The organism is Ancylobacter amanitiformis, from assembly GCF_030814815.1.
GTDB classification, from domain to species: domain Bacteria; phylum Pseudomonadota; class Alphaproteobacteria; order Rhizobiales; family Xanthobacteraceae; genus Ancylobacter; species Ancylobacter amanitiformis.
The window spans coordinates 357,952-373,376 of record NZ_JAUSVR010000001.1; the positions used below are offsets into that span (position 1 = coordinate 357,952).

The 15,425-nt window shown below is 66.8% G+C and carries 14 protein-coding genes; 11 read left to right on the forward strand and 3 right to left on the reverse strand.

Annotation, left to right across the window (positions count from 1 at the left end; translation table 11 throughout):
* The first annotated feature begins 289 nt into the window (after positions 1–289).
* Complete coding sequence (locus QOZ99_RS01590) at positions 290–1,387, forward strand: alkene reductase (protein WP_306888123.1); 1,098 nt, start codon at positions 290–292, stop codon at positions 1,385–1,387.
* A 71-nt stretch (positions 1,388–1,458) separates the two neighbouring features.
* Here the strand turns inward: QOZ99_RS01590 and QOZ99_RS01595 are convergent, their stop codons facing one another.
* The 3 genes from QOZ99_RS01595 to QOZ99_RS01605 form a co-directional block, all read right to left on the reverse strand.
* Positions 1,459–2,349, reverse strand: a complete 891-nt coding sequence (locus QOZ99_RS01595) for a transglutaminase family protein (protein WP_306888124.1) — start codon at positions 2,347–2,349, stop codon at positions 1,459–1,461.
* Between the two features lie 73 nt (positions 2,350–2,422).
* Positions 2,423–2,695 (reverse strand): hypothetical protein, encoded by a 273-nt coding sequence (locus tag QOZ99_RS01600; RefSeq protein ID WP_306888126.1) that lies wholly within the window; start codon positions 2,693–2,695, stop codon positions 2,423–2,425.
* A 70-nt stretch (positions 2,696–2,765) separates the two neighbouring features.
* Positions 2,766–2,999: a hypothetical protein gene (locus tag QOZ99_RS01605; protein ID WP_306888127.1), complete on the reverse strand. Its 234-nt coding sequence runs from the start codon at positions 2,997–2,999 to the stop codon at positions 2,766–2,768.
* A gap of 404 nt (positions 3,000–3,403) precedes the next feature.
* On the opposite strand from QOZ99_RS01605, the gene tssA reads away from it, so the two are divergent.
* The 10 genes from tssA (at position 3,404) to icmH (ending at position 15,424) form a co-directional block, all read left to right on the forward strand.
* Positions 3,404–5,083 carry a type VI secretion system protein TssA gene (tssA, locus tag QOZ99_RS01610; RefSeq protein ID WP_306888128.1) on the forward strand — a complete coding sequence of 560 codons (1,680 nt, stop codon included), beginning with the start codon at positions 3,404–3,406 and terminating at the stop codon, positions 5,081–5,083.
* A gap of 65 nt (positions 5,084–5,148) precedes the next feature.
* Positions 5,149–5,652 (forward strand): type VI secretion system contractile sheath small subunit, encoded by a 504-nt coding sequence (tssB, locus tag QOZ99_RS01615; RefSeq protein WP_306888129.1) that lies wholly within the window; start codon positions 5,149–5,151, stop codon positions 5,650–5,652.
* Positions 5,653–5,708: 56 nt separating this feature from the next.
* Entirely contained in the window at positions 5,709–7,196 is a 1,488-nt protein-coding gene (gene tssC, locus QOZ99_RS01620; RefSeq protein WP_306888130.1) for a type VI secretion system contractile sheath large subunit, read from the forward strand.
* 78 nt (positions 7,197–7,274) lie between these two features.
* Positions 7,275–7,706 (forward strand): type VI secretion system baseplate subunit TssE, encoded by a 432-nt coding sequence (gene tssE, locus QOZ99_RS01625; protein ID WP_306888131.1) that lies wholly within the window; start codon positions 7,275–7,277, stop codon positions 7,704–7,706.
* Between the two features lie 2 nt (positions 7,707–7,708).
* Positions 7,709–9,454 carry a type VI secretion system baseplate subunit TssF gene (gene tssF / locus QOZ99_RS01630; RefSeq protein ID WP_306888132.1) on the forward strand — a complete coding sequence of 582 codons (1,746 nt, stop codon included), beginning with the start codon at positions 7,709–7,711 and terminating at the stop codon, positions 9,452–9,454.
* The gene (gene tssG, locus QOZ99_RS01635) at positions 9,418–10,455 is read left to right on the forward strand and encodes a type VI secretion system baseplate subunit TssG (RefSeq protein WP_306888133.1); all 1,038 of its coding nucleotides are present in this window, start codon (positions 9,418–9,420) and stop codon (positions 10,453–10,455) included. The genes tssF and tssG overlap by 37 nt, the downstream gene beginning before the upstream one ends.
* 222 nt (positions 10,456–10,677) lie before the next feature.
* Positions 10,678–12,591 (forward strand): type VI secretion system-associated FHA domain protein TagH, encoded by a 1,914-nt coding sequence (gene tagH / locus QOZ99_RS01640; protein WP_306888134.1) that lies wholly within the window; start codon positions 10,678–10,680, stop codon positions 12,589–12,591.
* A gap of 1 nt (position 12,592) precedes the next feature.
* Complete coding sequence (gene tssJ, locus QOZ99_RS01645; RefSeq protein ID WP_306888135.1) at positions 12,593–13,132, forward strand: type VI secretion system lipoprotein TssJ; 540 nt, start codon at positions 12,593–12,595, stop codon at positions 13,130–13,132.
* Positions 13,133–13,175: 43 nt separating this feature from the next.
* Positions 13,176–14,516 (forward strand): type VI secretion system baseplate subunit TssK, encoded by a 1,341-nt coding sequence (gene tssK, locus QOZ99_RS01650; protein ID WP_306888136.1) that lies wholly within the window; start codon positions 13,176–13,178, stop codon positions 14,514–14,516.
* Positions 14,513–15,424 (forward strand): type IVB secretion system protein IcmH/DotU, encoded by a 912-nt coding sequence (gene icmH / locus QOZ99_RS01655; RefSeq protein ID WP_306888137.1) that lies wholly within the window; start codon positions 14,513–14,515, stop codon positions 15,422–15,424. Before tssK ends, icmH begins: the two co-directional genes overlap by 4 nt.
* The last annotated feature ends 1 nt before the right edge of the window (position 15,425 follow it).

Consider the following 15,425-nt stretch of genomic DNA (forward strand, 5'->3'; position numbering starts at 1 on the left):
AACTCCTTCTAGAACCTTTTGCGCCCGGGCGAAATCACCCGGGCGACAGGAAAATGCTCTCGTTTCAATGGATTGAGCATAATTCTAAAATGCGCTCCGGCGCGCGGTAGCGCCTGCGGCCGCCAAGAGCCGGCCGGCACGCCCTTCCCCCGGGGCAGACGGCGCGCCCTCCATGTCACCCCGATGACGGCGTGCGTTTGCCACTTGGAACTCGGGCATCCGTGCTTAAGTGGCATGGGGAAAGCCCGTATCGGGCTACGGAACAGATGCACAAAGACAGGAGCCGATCTTGGTTGCCACCCCCTCCCTCTTCGACACGTATCGCCTCGGCGACATCACGCTGTCGAGCCGCATCGTCATGGCCCCGCTGACCCGCAACCGCGCGGCAGACGGGCTCGTCCCCTCCTCGCTCGCCGTCGAATATTACGGCCAGCGCGCCAGCGCCGGCCTCATCATCACCGAGGCGACGCAGATCTCCGCTACCGCCCAGGGCTATCAGGACACGCCCGGCATTTTCACCGAAGCTCAGGTCGAGGGCTGGAAGCGCATCACCGACTCCGTCCATGCCAAGGGCGGGCGCATCTTCGTGCAGCTCTGGCATGTCGGCCGCGTGTCGCACAGCTCGCTGCAGCCCGGCGGCGCCGCCCCGCTCGCCCCGTCCGCGATCCGCGCCGCGACGAAGACCTACGTCAATAACGGTTTCGCCGAGGTCGACGAGCCCCGCGCCCTGACGCTGGAAGAGATTCCCGGTATCGTCGAGGACTTCCGCAAGGCTGCCGCCAACGCCATCCGCGCCGGGTTCGACGGCGTCGAGATCCACGGCGCGAACGGCTACCTCATCGACCAGTTCCTGCGCGATGGCGCCAACAAGCGCACCGATGCCTATGGCGGCTCGATCGAGAACCGCACGCGCTTCCTCAAGGAAGTGCTGACGGCCGTGGTCGGCGAAATCGGCGCGGCCCGCACCGCCATCCGCCTGTCGCCGGTCGCCCCGGCGAACGGCCTGTCGGACAGCGATCCGCAGCCGCTGTTCAACCACGTGCTGGACGTGGTGGAGAGCCTTCACCCGGTCTATGTGCACATGATCGAGGGCGCCACCGGCGGCCCGCGCGACATTGCGCCGGACTTCGACTTCGAGGCTCTGCGCAAGCGCTTCAGCGGTACCTGGATGGTGAATAACGGCTACGACAAGGCGCTCGCCGAGGAAGTGGTCGCCGCCGGAAAGGCCGACCTCGTGGCCTTCGGCAAGCCCTTCATCTCCTCGCCGGATGCGGTGGAGCGCCTGCGCCGCGGCGTCGCCTTCAACGAACTGGACCGCGACCACCTCTATGGCGGCGGCGCCAAGGGCTATGTCGATTACCCCACCCTTGAGACGACCGACGCCTGACGCCACGCCCCGACATGGAAAGGGCCGCCCTTCGGAGGCGGCCCTTTTTCAACGCACGTATCGACGACGGATCACGCCGCAAGCGGTTCGTGATGCGCGCGCACCGAGACGTCGACAGTCATGCCGAGATAATCGCCGACCAGCCCGGTGAAACCGCCGGCCACCGGCACGGCCTGGCTGGGATCGCGCGTCACCGCGACACGGATCAGATTATCGGCGGCGATGGTGCCATTGGTCGGGTCGAACTCGATCCAGCCGGCGCCCGGCAGGTAGATGTCGGCCCAGGCATGGGTTGCCCCCGCGCCGATGACCGACGGCGCATCGCTGTCGAGCGCCGGATCGTAGAGATAGCCGGTGACGAAGCGCGCACCGAAACCCAGCGCGCGCGCCGCCTCGATCAACAGCAGCGCGAAATCGCGACAGGAGCCGCTGCCCAGCCGCAGGGTCTCCAGCGGGGTCTGGGTGCCCTGCTCGTGGCGCAGCTGATAGGCGAACCCCTTGAAAATACCGGTGTTCATGTCGCTCAGCAGCGCCATCGTGTCGGTCGGGCGGGCGGCGACGAAACTCTTCGCCCACTCGGCAAGGTCGTTGCCGGGATCGGGATAGTGGCAATCGAGCATGCGGCCGAGATCGATGCGATCGTCGGGCGAATAGACGAAGGGATATTCCTTCGCATTGTCCTCGATCTCGAAGGTCAGCCCGCCAAGCCCGAAGCGCTCCAGCGTCAGCACGCTTTCCACCTTCAGTTCGTTGGAAGGTTCGAGAAAATCGACCACGGCGACGGAATTGCCGAACACATCGTGCAGCCAGTGCACATTGCCATGCGGCCACAGCGACAGTTCGGCGCCGACAAGACGCAGGTCGTGGCTGTCGCGCGGGCGCAGCATCAGGCGATGCCGCTGGAATTCGACCGGGTTGGCGTAATTGTACTGGGTGACGTGACGCACCACGAGGGTCTGCATGCGCGCTTTCCTAGGTCTAGTCAGGCGAAAGCCCGCCATCGGGGCGGGCTGACGTCGTGGAGGGTTGAGCCGATCAGCGCGTCATCAGGCGGCCCACGGCATAGCCGGCCAGCGCGGCGGCAACGATCATCTTGAAGGAATAGCGCCGCTGCGCGCCCACCGCCATCGTGCCGGCGGCTCCATGCGTGCGCTGCGACATCTGGATCAGACTGCGAACGGCGTTGACGCGCCCCTTGCTCGCCGCTTGCGCCGGCCGCCGCGCCGAAGGTGCGACATGAGCGGGGTGTTCGGGCGCCTCGCCCGACGCCGTGCCCAGACCGTTGGGAATGCCTTCATCGTCTGCCATGATCGCGCTCCATGAACCCGGATATCCGGTGTTCAACGCACCAGTGCAGGATTGGTTCGCGCCAGCGGGCTCAGATGCGGCCGGAAAGGAAGGCCAGCATCTCCACCGGACCGCTGGCGTTGAACAGCGTCACGCGCCGCCCCCCGCACATGTCGCAGCGCAGCCGCGGCGGCGGCTCGGCGGTCTCGACGGCCGGCAGCAGCTTCGCGTCGCCCTGTCCTAATGCCGAGCGACGGCCGCAGCGGTGGCAATGGGCGCAGATCAGCGAAAGAGAATGGTTGATGGTGCGATCCTCCTGGGGCAAAGCGACTTGGGGGCAAAGCGACTTGGGGGCAAAGCGACTTGGGGGCAAAGCGACTTCCAGCGTCGTCCGCCGCTGCCTCCCCTCCTATATGGCATGATAATCCGCTGATGCACGTGGCAGCGGGACACATGTCTGGGCGAGCGCGCCGCGGGCCCATGCCTCATTCCCGGCGCGGCGGCATCGTCCCGTCCCTGTCGCGTGGCAGGACGGCAAGGGGCCGCTGGTTTGATGAGGCCCTCCATCCGAGGCGGCTCATGAGGCGGCGGGCTCGTCCCCTCGCTCTCAAAGCCCTACTGTCGCACCACCGCAACGCAGATTTCACACCACCGTCAAACAACCCAGCCACATGAGACGGCTATTCACTGGCGGCGGGGGCCCCCCGCAGCGCGCGGGCATGGGTGGGCATGAGCGATACCGACATGGCCGTCTTCGAGGACCCGCGCGTCGTTGCCGTAACGGCACCGCTGGCGGTCGACGCGCCTCTGGGCGTGGACGTGCGCGACGACCCGATCTTCGAACAGATCGAAATCGAAGTTCGCCGGATCGATACGGAGGGCCCCGCTGGCGTGCGCTGGGCACAGGTCGCGAGCGGTGGCCTGGAGTTGATCACCACCCGGGGCCGCGACCTGCTGCTGGTCAGCTGGACCATCTATGCCCTTACCCAGACCGAGCGCTGGCGCGGCCTCGCGGTCGGCGTCTCCGCGCTGGCCCCGATGATCGTGGACCACTGGGAGGCCATTCTGCCCAGGCGCGAGCGGGCGCGGGTTGGCGCGCTCGATTGGCTGACGGGACGCATGGTGCCGCTGCTCACCGAGATGGAGCTGGAGCATGCCGATGCCGCGGCGGCTCTCCACGCCAGCGCCATCCTGGACCAGTTGCAGCCGGTGCTCGCCAGCAAGCTGGTCAAGGAGCAGGTGGCGATCGGTGAACTGGTGCGGCTGCTCCGGGCCAAGGCCGCGCAGGCCAGGGAACTGGTCGCGCAAAGCACGTCGGCCGGCAAGGCTGTGGCGGATGCCGAAAAAACGGCCGCCACGGCCAGCTCGCCGGATGCGGCACCGCTGGCGCTTCCGCAAGCGGCCGCCGCTCCCGCGCGCGCGGATCACGAACGGACGGTGCTACCACCGCCGCTGGCCGCCGCCGTCACGCCCCCTCCCCCGCCCCCCGCGCCGGCGCCCGACGCGGACATGGGCCGGGCCCTGAGCGCGCTGGCCGATAGCATGCGTCTTCACGCGGCACGTCTCAGGGACGCCAACCTGGCCGATCCGCGCAGCTATCATCTCACACGCCTGTCGGCCTGGCTCGACATTACCACTCTGCCGCAGGCGACGGGCATAACGACCCAGCTGTTCCCGCCCGCCGCCCAGCGCCTTCAGAGCCTGGAGGCACTGCAGCGTGCCGGAGAGCATGACGCGGCTATCCGCATGATCGAGGGCATGATCGCCGCGGCGCCGTTCTGGCTAGATGCTCACCGCCTGGTCTGCGATGGCCTCGCCGCGCTGGGGCCGCGCCACGGCCTGGCCGTGGACGCCGTGCTGGCGGCGGTGGCCGGCCTTGTCCACCGCCTGCCGGGACTGGTGGAACTGACATTCTCGGACGGCATGCCCTTTGCCGATGCCGCGACACGTGACTGGCTGAATCAGCACGCCGGCTCCGGAACCACGGCGCCCCCGGAAATGGCCGGCGAAGGCCTGTCCGAACTGCAGCAGGATGTACGCGCGCTCATCGTCGCCGGCGACAAGGCCGCGGCGCTGGATCGCCTCACCACGGCCCGGGCGGCGGCGCGCGACGGGCGGCAGGCTTTCGAGATCCAGATCCTTCAAGCACAGCTTTGCCTCGACATGGACCTGCCGGGCGTCGCGCTGCCGCTGGCGGTGCATCTCCAGGCGGTATCCGACGCGCGCTCGCTGGATTGCTGGGAGCCTTCCCTCGCTCTCGGGGCCGCCGGGCTGGCCATGCGGGCCTTCCGCCATCCCGCGGCCGTCAAGCTGTTGGGGGAAGACAGGCTGCGTATGGCAGTGGCGGCCACCCAGCAGCGCCTGGCGGCGCTCGACCTGCGGGTTGCGGCGCGGTTGTCCCATGCCTGACCCATTCCTCACCCGCCGCACGTCGCGCAGCACGCCCATTTTTCAGAAGCCGGGGAGCCTAGACCATGAGTGAATCCGTTGCACCGAAGGAGCGGGTGAACATCCGCTACCGGCCCGCCACCGGCAATGCCAAGGAAGAAGTGGAACTTCCGCTCAAGCTGCTGGTGGTTGGCGACTATACGCTGCGCCCCGACGAGCGGCCGGTGGAGGAACGGCCCCTTGTCTCCATCAACAAAGACAATTTCGACGACGTTCTGAGGGGTCAGAACCTGTCTCTGGATCTGGCTGTCCCCAGCAAGCTGGACGACGACGCCTCCGAGGAGAAGGTGGCCGTCAGCCTGACATTCACGCGCCTGAAGGACTTCGAGCCGGAGGCGGTTGTCAAGCAGGTTCCCGAGCTGAGCAAGCTGCTGGAGATGCGTGAGGCGCTGGTCGCCCTGAAGGGGCCGCTGGGCAATATCCCCGCGTTCCGAAAGCTGATCCAGAGCGTGATCGAAGACGAAGCGACACGGAAGCGGTTCCTCACCGAGGTGACCGGCGACGCCACCACCGACACGGCACAATCCTGACCCCTCGTTCAGCGACCTGCGCTCGGCGCGGTCGCGCTCATCTGGAGACGTGACCCATGAGCACCGAAGCTTCAACCGAATCCCAGGGCGCAGCGACCACGACCCTCGCCGAACCCTCCATGCTCGAGCAGATCCTGCTGGAAACGAAGCTGCGTCCCACCGATGACGGCTATGACGTGGCCAAGCGCGGCGTCGCCGCCTTCGTCGCCGAATTGCTGAAGCCGACCCGCAGCGAGGAGAAAGTGAACAGCGCCGTCGTTGATCAGATGATCGCGGCCATCGACCAGAAGATGTCGGCGCAATTGGACACCATCCTGCACGACGAGAGCTTCCAGCAGCTGGAATCCGCGTGGCGCGGCCTGAAGTTCCTGGTGGACAAGACCGACTTCCGCCAGAACATCAAGATCGAGATGCTCTCCACCTCCAAGGACGAGCTTCTGGCGGATTTCGACGATGCGCCCGAAATCGTCCGCTCCGGCCTCTACAAGCACGTCTACACCGCCGAATACGGCCAGTTCGGCGGCCAGCCGGTGGGCGCCGTCATCACCAATTTCGACTATGGTCCCGGCGCCCAGGACATCAAGCTGCTGCAGTATATGGCCAGCGTCGGCGCCATGTCCCATGCCCCGGTAATCGGCGCCGCCAGCACCGATATGTTCGGCGTCGACCAGTTCGAGGAACTGGCGAACCTCAAGGATCTCCAGTCGATCTTCGAGGGCCCGAAATATGCCAAGTGGAACAGCTTCCGTCAGAGCGAGGATGCCCGCTACGTGGGTCTCACGGCCCCGCGTTTCCTGCTGCGCCTGCCCTACGGCCCGGACAGCAACCCGGTAAAGTCGTTCAACTATGCCGAGGACTCCGCCGGCACCACGGCCAAGTACCTGTGGGGCAATGCGGCCTATGCCTTCGCCACCCGACTGACGGACAGCTTCGCCCAGTTCCGCTGGTGTCCGAACATCATCGGGCCGCAGTCGGGCGGCGCGGTGGAAAACCTGCCGCTGCACACCTTCGAGGCCATGGGCCAGCTGCAGAGCAAGGTGCCCACCGAAGTGCTGATCTCCGACCGGCGCGAATATGAACTGGCCGAGCAGGGCTTCATTGCGCTGACCATGCGCAAGGGCACGGACAACGCGTCGTTCTTTTCCGCCAACTCGGTGCAGAAGCCGAAATTCTTCGGCAACAGCGAAGAAGGCAAGGAAGCGGAGCTGAACTACAAGCTGGGTACCCAGCTGCCCTATATGTTCATCATCAATCGCCTGGCCCATTACATCAAGGTGCTCCAGCGCGAGAACATCGGCAGCTGGAAGACCCGTGTCGAGCTGGAGGGCGAGCTTAACAAGTGGATCCGCCAATATGTGGCCGATCAGGAGAACCCTTCCGCGGAGGTGCGTTCGCGCCGGCCCTTGCGGGCGGCCTCCATCCAGGTCGAAGACGTGCAGGGTGAGCCGGGTTGGTATCGTGTCTCCATGGCCGTCCAGCCGCACTTCAAGTACATGGGCGCGGATTTCACGCTGACGCTCAAGGGCAAGCTGGACAAGGCCTGATCGCGCCGCCGGCTGGTTTCGCCCCCCTTGTTTCGGCGCCGCGGGTTGCGGCGCCGTTTTCTCTCCGGTGACAGTTCCATGGCCCAGCGTACCCTGGTCGAGCGACTGCTGGCGGCCGATGGCGGCCATCCAGACGCGCCGACGCGCATCGGCGGCGAGTTTGCCGACAAGTCCGAACTGCTGGACAGCGTGCTGGCCAACATGCGCGGCGTGCTGAACTCCCGCGCCGGCTGTTGTCAGATCCGCCCCGATTACGGCATGCCGGATTTCAACGGGCTGGTCGGCCGTTTCCCCGATGCCATCGGCATCATTGCCAGCGCGGTCCGGGCGCAGGTGGAAGAATTCGAACCGCGCCTCTCCGGCATCACCGTCCGCCACGTGCCCGACCGCAGCAATCCGCTGCGCCTCGCCTTTCGCATCCATGCGGCGCTGGTGGTCGGCGATCAGGTGGAGCGGCTGTCCTTCGACACCGTCCTGAACAATGACGGCTTCGTGCGCGTGATGGGATAGTCATGGCGCTCAACCGCTATTACGAGGACGAACTCGCCTATCTGCGCGACCTCGGCGACATGTTCGCGCGGGAGAACCCGAAGCTCGCCGGTTTTCTGTCCCGCAAGGCGTCAGATCCCGATGTCGAGCGGCTGCTGGAAGGCTTTGCCTTCCTGACCGCCAATCTCCGCCAGCGCCTGGACGACGACTTGCCCGAGTTGGTGCATGGGCTGTTGCGGCTTGTCTGGCCGGCCTATCTCCGGCCCATTCCTCCGACCACCACCTTGTGCTTCCATCAGGTCGGCGGCGGCGATGGCGCGCCCATCTGCGTGCCCCGGGGCACCGAAGTGCGCTCCCGCCCGCTGGACGGCACTACATGCCCCTTCATGACGTGCTATCCGCTCGATGTCCTGCCTCTGGATATCACGCGGGTGGACCTTGAGAACACCGCCACCGCAGCCGAACTCTCGACGACCCTTTCAGCCCTGCGCCAAGCGGGTTTTTCCGCCCTCGCCGACCGGCCGCTGCGGCTGCACTTCAGTGCCGACCGTGATCCGCTGGTGGGCCGGACCCTCTATTTATGGATGCAGCGTCATCTCCGGCGCATCGTGGTCCGCGCGGGCGACGAGACGCTCCTGACATTGCCGCCCGGCGCGGTGTCCCCTGTCGGCTTCTCCGTGGATGAGGCCGTGCTGGCCCAGGAACAGAATGCGGTCGAGGGCTTCCGGCTGCTTCAGGAATACCTGCTGCTGCCGCAGAAATATCTCTATGTGGATATTTCGGGCCTGGCGCCCGTAGCGGCAACAACTGCCCGGACACTTGAACTGGTCTTCGTGTTCGATCGCCCCTTGCCTCCGCAGGTGCGCGTGTCGCGGGAGGCGGTCCGGGTGAATTGTACGCCTGCCGTCAATCTCTTCCCCGCCGCCGGCACCCCCATCCATGTGGATGTGGCGAAGACCGAATATCGGGTAAGTCCGCTGGATGGCGATCCGCTGTCCATCCACGCCGTCACGCAGGTGGCAGGCTTCGTGCAGGGATCGTCCCAACGAATCGACTATGTCCCGTTCGAGTCATTTCGGCATGATCTGCCGGGCCACGGCGGCGGCGCCTATTATCGGGCCCGCATCACCCCGTCCGTGGTCGGCCGCCGCATCGATCACTACATCTCGTTCGTCAATGCGCTGGATCGCCGGGTCCTGCCGGCGGCCGAGACCGTCAGCATCGAACTGACCTGCTCGAGCGGCCGCCTCGCCGAGCGCCTGCCGGTGGGCTCGATAGATCAACCCGGCATGAACACGCCGAACGGCCTCGCCTTTGAGAATATCGCCCAAGTCACCGGCGAGGTGGCGCCGCCTCTGGAGGACGGGCTGCTGTGGCGGCTCGTGGCGAGCCTCGCGTGCAATTTCAACTCCATCGCCGATGTGGGGACCTTCAAGCAGCTCATCGCCACCTTCGACTTTCGCGCCGTGCCCGACGAACAGGCCCGCCGCCGGCTGGAATTGCTGCTCGACGGGCTGGAGCGCTTTGAACACGGCACCGGGGACATGGTCATGCGCGGCGTCCCCGTGCGTATCCGGCACTACACGTTGGTGTGCCAGGAAAGCAAGGTGGGCGGCGAAGCGGAGATGTTCCTGTTCGGCTGTGTCGTGGAACGCATGCTCAGCGCCTTTGCCACCGTCAACAGCATGCATCAGTTCGCCATTCGCGGCAGCGAGACCAATGTGCGTTATGAATGGCCGCCGCGGCGCGGCACGGCGCAGCCGCTGTGACCCGGCCCGAAACCATGCCCGGCGCCACCATCGACCAGATGGCGCTCGATGCCCTTGAGCCCCAACGCGCCGCCTTTTTCGCCCTGGCCCTGCATTTCGAGCGGCTGTTCCCCGATGCGCCGCCGCTGGGTGCCACCGGCGATCCCACATGCGAGCGCGTGAGATTCGGGGCTCACCCCTCGCTGGGCTATCCGCCGGGGGAAGTGGAGGCGCTGACATGGAACCCGGAAGCCGGTCACGCGCTCATGCAGGTCAACTTCCTCGGGCTCTACGGGCCTTCCTCGCCATTGCCCGCGACCTATACCGAGCGGGTCATCGGCAGTGACGGCGCGGCAGGGGCGCTGGGCCTGTTCCTGGATCTGTTCAACCATCGCCTCACCGGCCTGCTTGTCCGCATCTGGAAACAGCAACGCCATCATCTGCGCTACAGCGCGGGTGGTGGCGACGCGATATCGCAGGCCGTGGCGGCGCTGATCGGCCTGCTGCCGTCAGGCGGCAGCCTGCATCGACCGAGCCTGCTGCCATTTGCCGGACTGCTGAGCTGCTACAGCCTCTCGGCATCGATCATTGCCAGCGTGATTTCCCATTGCACCGGCCTGCCCGTGCGGATCGATGAATTCATTCCGCGCACCGTGACCCTTCCACCGGACAAGCGCTCCCGCCTGGGAGACGCGCCACCGGAACTGGGTGGCGACTTCATCGCCGGAAGCGAGGTGGTGGACCACACGGGCATGTTCCGGGTCGTGATCGGTCCGCTGGACCAGACGGCGTTTCGCACGGTTTTGCCGGACCAACCCGCGTTCGCGGCAGTGGTCGAACTGGTGCAGCTGTCTCTCCGCGACCCTCTGGCCTTTGACATCCGCCTGGAGCTGGAACCCGGCGCTTTGCCGGCTTTCGTTCTCGGCGATGCGCGGCTGGGCTGGGATAGCTGGGCGGCCCCGGCACCCGCCCAGGCCGGGCATGCCGACTTCGCGGGTGACAAACGCATGGCAACCATATGACCTTGATGTGCGTGACCTAGCCGGTTGTTATGCGCCTGTCACCGTTCGCGACGATGTTACCTCCGCTGCGAGAGGCGGGGCGCAGGCAGGATCGGCGGCAACGATCCTGGCGCGAATGTGGTCAGGCCCCATCCACATATATTCCCGATCCATTCGGGGGCGGAGGACAATGCCGGCCGTGTCGCTTGCGCGCCGGGGACCTGCGGGAGCCGTGACGGGAGGATGTTCTTGCGAGCGCGGCTGACGGTCTCCAGCGAACAACGGCAGAGCCTTGGTGCGCATGCCTCCCGGGATTTCGATGAGGCCGGAGGCTTCATCGGTCGATCTGCGACCTGTGACTGGCGCCTTCCGGATTCCACCCATACGGTGTCCGCCCGGCACGCCGAGATCCGCTTCAATGGCCACGGCTTCGTGGTGGTGGATCTGAGCACCAACGGGGTTTACCTGAACACCACCGATGCGCCTTTGGGCCGTGGCAACAGCGCCGTACTGGTAACTGGCGACACACTCTACATGGGCGTTTATGTCCTCCAGGTGGAGGTGCTTCGGGCAGAGGCCGGCCCGCGTTCGAGTAGCGATGCCGGGCTGGCTGAATTGCCGCCCGCATCACCGCGTCTGGATCCCCTGTGGCAAGCCCCTGCCGCGCGACCGGCCGTGACCTATCGCGCACCCGGCGCGCCAAGGCCGATGGATCCCCTGGATGCGCTGGATGGTGCCGAGGGCGCGCCGGAAGGCGACAATCCGTTCGCGGAGCTGGGCTTGGCGGGTCGATCGGGCGACAGCACCTCCGAATGGCGCGACCTGCTGGATAGCCGCAGCCGCCCCGCTCCATCGCTCTCTCCGGTCCAGGACTCGATCCCGCGCGGATTGCCCTCGGCGCCCCCACTTCCGGCACAGCCCTTCGCCGGGGCGACACCCGTCATTCGGTCCGATGCCGCCCCGGGGCCGGTATCGGGTCTACCGGCCCGCGCGGCCGCGGGAGGGGCGAGCGCCACCCCCTCGCCGATCCCCGCTGCACCCGCCGCCCCGCCGGCCTTTCCGCCGCAGGCATCCGGCCATTTCCCAGCCCCGTTGCCGGCGCAGAGGCTTGCACCCGCCATTCCGGCCCCGGCCTTTGCCTCGGCTGCAGCCGAAGGTGAAGCCCCTGACGGCGGGATTCCGCCAAACTTTCTCGATGAGCTTTCGACCCTGTTCCCTCAATTGCTGCAGCCCTCGGATGCGCCCGCGGGCGATCCGCCGCCAGAGGCGCCCCCCTCCGGGACACCGCTCGCCATCTCTCGCGGCGTGTCCACGCGCAACCCACCGGAGGCAGGGCTCGCGGCGGCGGATCCGGTGTCGTTGCTGAGGCAGCGGGCCGCCGCCCGCAGCGGTGTGGCGGGCCAGACCGTACCCGACGCCGACGAGCGTCGGCCCGACGCCCTGGCCCTGGGCGATGCATACGCGACCATCCCCCGTGACGTCCCCCAGGACATCCCCCCCGCGCCGCGCCCCTCTCCACCCGAGACGCCACTGCCGCCGGGTGGATCGGCCGCTGGCAGCGATCCGGCGGAGCCGCTCTGGACACTGCTTGGCCTGGACGGGCCGAGCCTGTCCCCGCAAGCGCGCGCCGTCATGTTTGCCGATGTCGCCGGTCTGTTGCGCGAAATGGCGGATGGCCTCGTCTCGGTGCTGGAGGCGCGGCGGCTGATCAAGGATGGCTTCCACCTCGACCAGACCCAGCTCCGGCCGGCGGAGAACAATCCATTCAAGTTCTGCGCCTCCGGCCGCGAGGCGCTGGACAAAGTGCTGATCAAGCGACCGCCCGGCTTCCTTGCTGCCGACGATGCCGCACGCGCCGGGTTCGACGACGTCAAGGCGCATGAGATGGCGACGATGGACGCCATGCAAGCCACGATCGCGCGGCTGGTTCAGCGTATCAGCCCCGCGGCCATCACGTTCGAGCTGGAAGAAGAGGCGGCGCGCAATCCCGGCCTGTTCTCCCGCAAGCTGGACAAGGCTCGACTGTGGGATCGTTACCTCGCGATGCACGAACGCCTCGTCGATTCGCTCGATGTGGTCGGCCCCGAGGTGACGGGAGAAGAACTGGCCCGCGCATATGCCCGTCACAGTCAAGACCTGCACCGGAGGGACACCTGAAATGCACGGCCCCACCCCAAAGGCTGTGGAGCCGAACGCCCGCCGCGCCACGCTTGGGTATCTGCTGGCATTGCCGCTGGCGCTTTGCCTTGGCAGCTGCGCGACACCCAACCCGCCGCCTCCGGTCGTCACACCCACGGTCATAACCATCCGGGCGGATGCCAACGTCAATCCGAACCAGGACGGCACCCCCTCGCCTATCGTCATCAAGTTGTATGATCTCAGGGCGCAAACAAACTTCATGAATGCGAGTTTCTTCGACCTTCTGGACAACGATGTCACGGCGATCGGCCCGGAATTGCTGTCGAAGCAGGAAGTGGAGATCCTCCCCGGCACCTCGAAGGATGTGAACCACGATATCACCGGCGAGGTGAAGTATCTGGGCGTGATCGCCGGCTTCCGCGACCTGAACGCCGCCCAGTGGCGCGCCAGCGTCGCGGTGGTGCCTGGAAAGACCAACTACTTCCTGGTCACGGTGACCAGCCTGTCGGTGAGCGTGGAGCTGAATGCCACGCGCGGCAAGGGCTGGTTTGGCCTGTGATCATCCGATCCGCCGACCCGTATCGACCGGAGCCCCCGACCCCATGTCGCTGACCAGCAAACCCCTCTGGACGGAAGGCATGTTCATCAAGCCGCAGCACTTCCAGCAGCATGACCGCTGGCAGGAGCACACGCTGGAGGCGCGCGTGCGCGCCCTGGTGCCGTTCGGCTGGGGGCTGTGCCGGCTGGAGATCGACGAGGAGCTGCTACGGCTCGGGCAGTTCGCTGTCGCGCGCTGTCTGGCGGTGCTGCCGGACGGAACCACGTTGGATATTCCCGGCCAGATGCCCCCGCCCCCGCCGCGCCGCGTGCCGCCCGGCCTGAAGGAGGCGCGGGTGTTCATCGCCGTTCCCGCCCGCGCCCGCGACGGCGCGGAAATAGTGGAGCCCGGCGCCGCCCAGCGCCGCATGCGCGCCGTGGAACACGCCGTCCGCGACACCAGCGCGCCGGACCGCGAGCCGGTGAACATCCGCGTCGGACGACTGAATGTCGGCTTGCTGCTTGAGGGCGAACCACAGGACGACCTTATCGTCCTGCCGGTCGCGCGCATCGCCGAGGTGGAGCCGTCCGGCGCGGTGGTGCTCTCCCCCTCCCATATCCCCCCCTGCCTCGACTATCAGGCCTCCGCCCGGCTGGTGCAGGTGCTGAATGAAGTCCATGGCCTAGTCCATATTCGGGCCGAGGCCCTGGCTGAGCGTGCCGACCCCAGCCGCATGACATCCGACAGCGCCGGGCTGCTGGATGTACTGGTGCTTCGGATCATGAACGGCACCGATGCGGTTCTGCATCATCTGGCCCATCTGCCCGGCTGCCATCCGGAGGTGCTCTTCCGCGAAATGGTGCGGCTGGTGGGCGACCTCTCCGCGTTCGATTCCCACCACCGCCGGGTGCCGCATCTGCCGGCTTACCTCCATGACGATCTGGAAACCTGCCTGGAGCCGCTGCTTGCGGCGCTGCGTCAGGCCCTGAATGTGGTCATCGAACGCAATGTCGTGCCCCTGCCCCTCCAGGAACGCGGCTATGGCATCCGCACGGCCACCATCATGGACCGCACCATCTTCTCGGGCGGGCGCTTCATCCTGGTCGCCAGTGCCGGCATTCCCCATGAGACCCTGCGCACCCAGCTGCCGGCTACCACCAAGGTGGGGTCTGTCGAGCAGATCCGCGATCTGGTGAACCTTCAGCTGCCCGGCATCCCCTTGCGCTCGCTGCCGGTGGCGCCGCGAGAACTGCCCTATCTCCAGGGTGCGGTCTATTTCGAGATGGACCAGAGCGTGGAACTGTGGCGCAGTCTTGCGCGCTCGGCAGCCTTCGCCTTCCATGTGAGCGGTGACTATCCGGACCTGCACCTGGAATTCTGGGCCATCCGGGCGGTGCAGCCGTGAACCAGGCCTCCAACACGGGCGACGATGAACCCACCGTCATCGGCCACCGGCCGGTAGCGGTGGGGCGCAACGGCGCGGTTCCGGATGGCGCGCGCGCGACCGCGCCAATTCTGCCCGTCGACCCCGCCATGCCACTGCGGCCCGCACCATCCAACTCCGCCCCCTCCTCTCCACAGCCTGTGCCCGGGCTGCTGGCGGAACTGCCGCTATCGGCCGATGCCAGCCGGCCCGAGGAACTGATTGCCGCCGCAGCCACGCCGCTTCTGGCCCTGGCCGCGCAGTTGCGGCAGTCGGTGGACTATGCGGATGTGACCGCTCTGCGAACCGAGACGGTGGCCCAGATCAAGAAGTTCGACGAGCGCGCCATAAAGCTCGGCGCCCGCGTTTCCGATGTCAGCGCCGCTCGCTACGTTCTGTGTTCGCTGCTGGACGAAACGGTGATGACAACCCCGTGGGGCGCCGCCAGCAACTGGAGCACTCACAGCCTGCTCAACCAGTTCCACGGCGAGACCTGGGGCGGGGAGAAGGTGTTCGCCATTCTGGATCGTGTGCGCGCCAACCCGCCGCAACGCCTCGCTCTCCTGAAGCTGATCGACCTGTGCCTCGCGTTCGGCTTCGAGGGCAAGTACCGGGTCATGGAGGGCGGCCAGTACCAGCTGGAGGAACTGCGCGACGAGTTGGGGCGGCTCTGGCGCAGCCATGTGAAGGCATTGCCGGAGGATCTCTCCCCACAGTGGCAGGGCGTGTCCGTGCGCCGCAAACTGCGCGCGGCGTTGCCGCTCTGGGTGCTATTCGCCGTGGCCGGAGCGCTCCTTCTGGGAATTTACGGACTGTTCGCCTTCCGCCTGGACCAGGGGCTCAAGCCCATTGAACAGCGGTTCGAACGTATCGGCGTGCCGAGGATCTGAG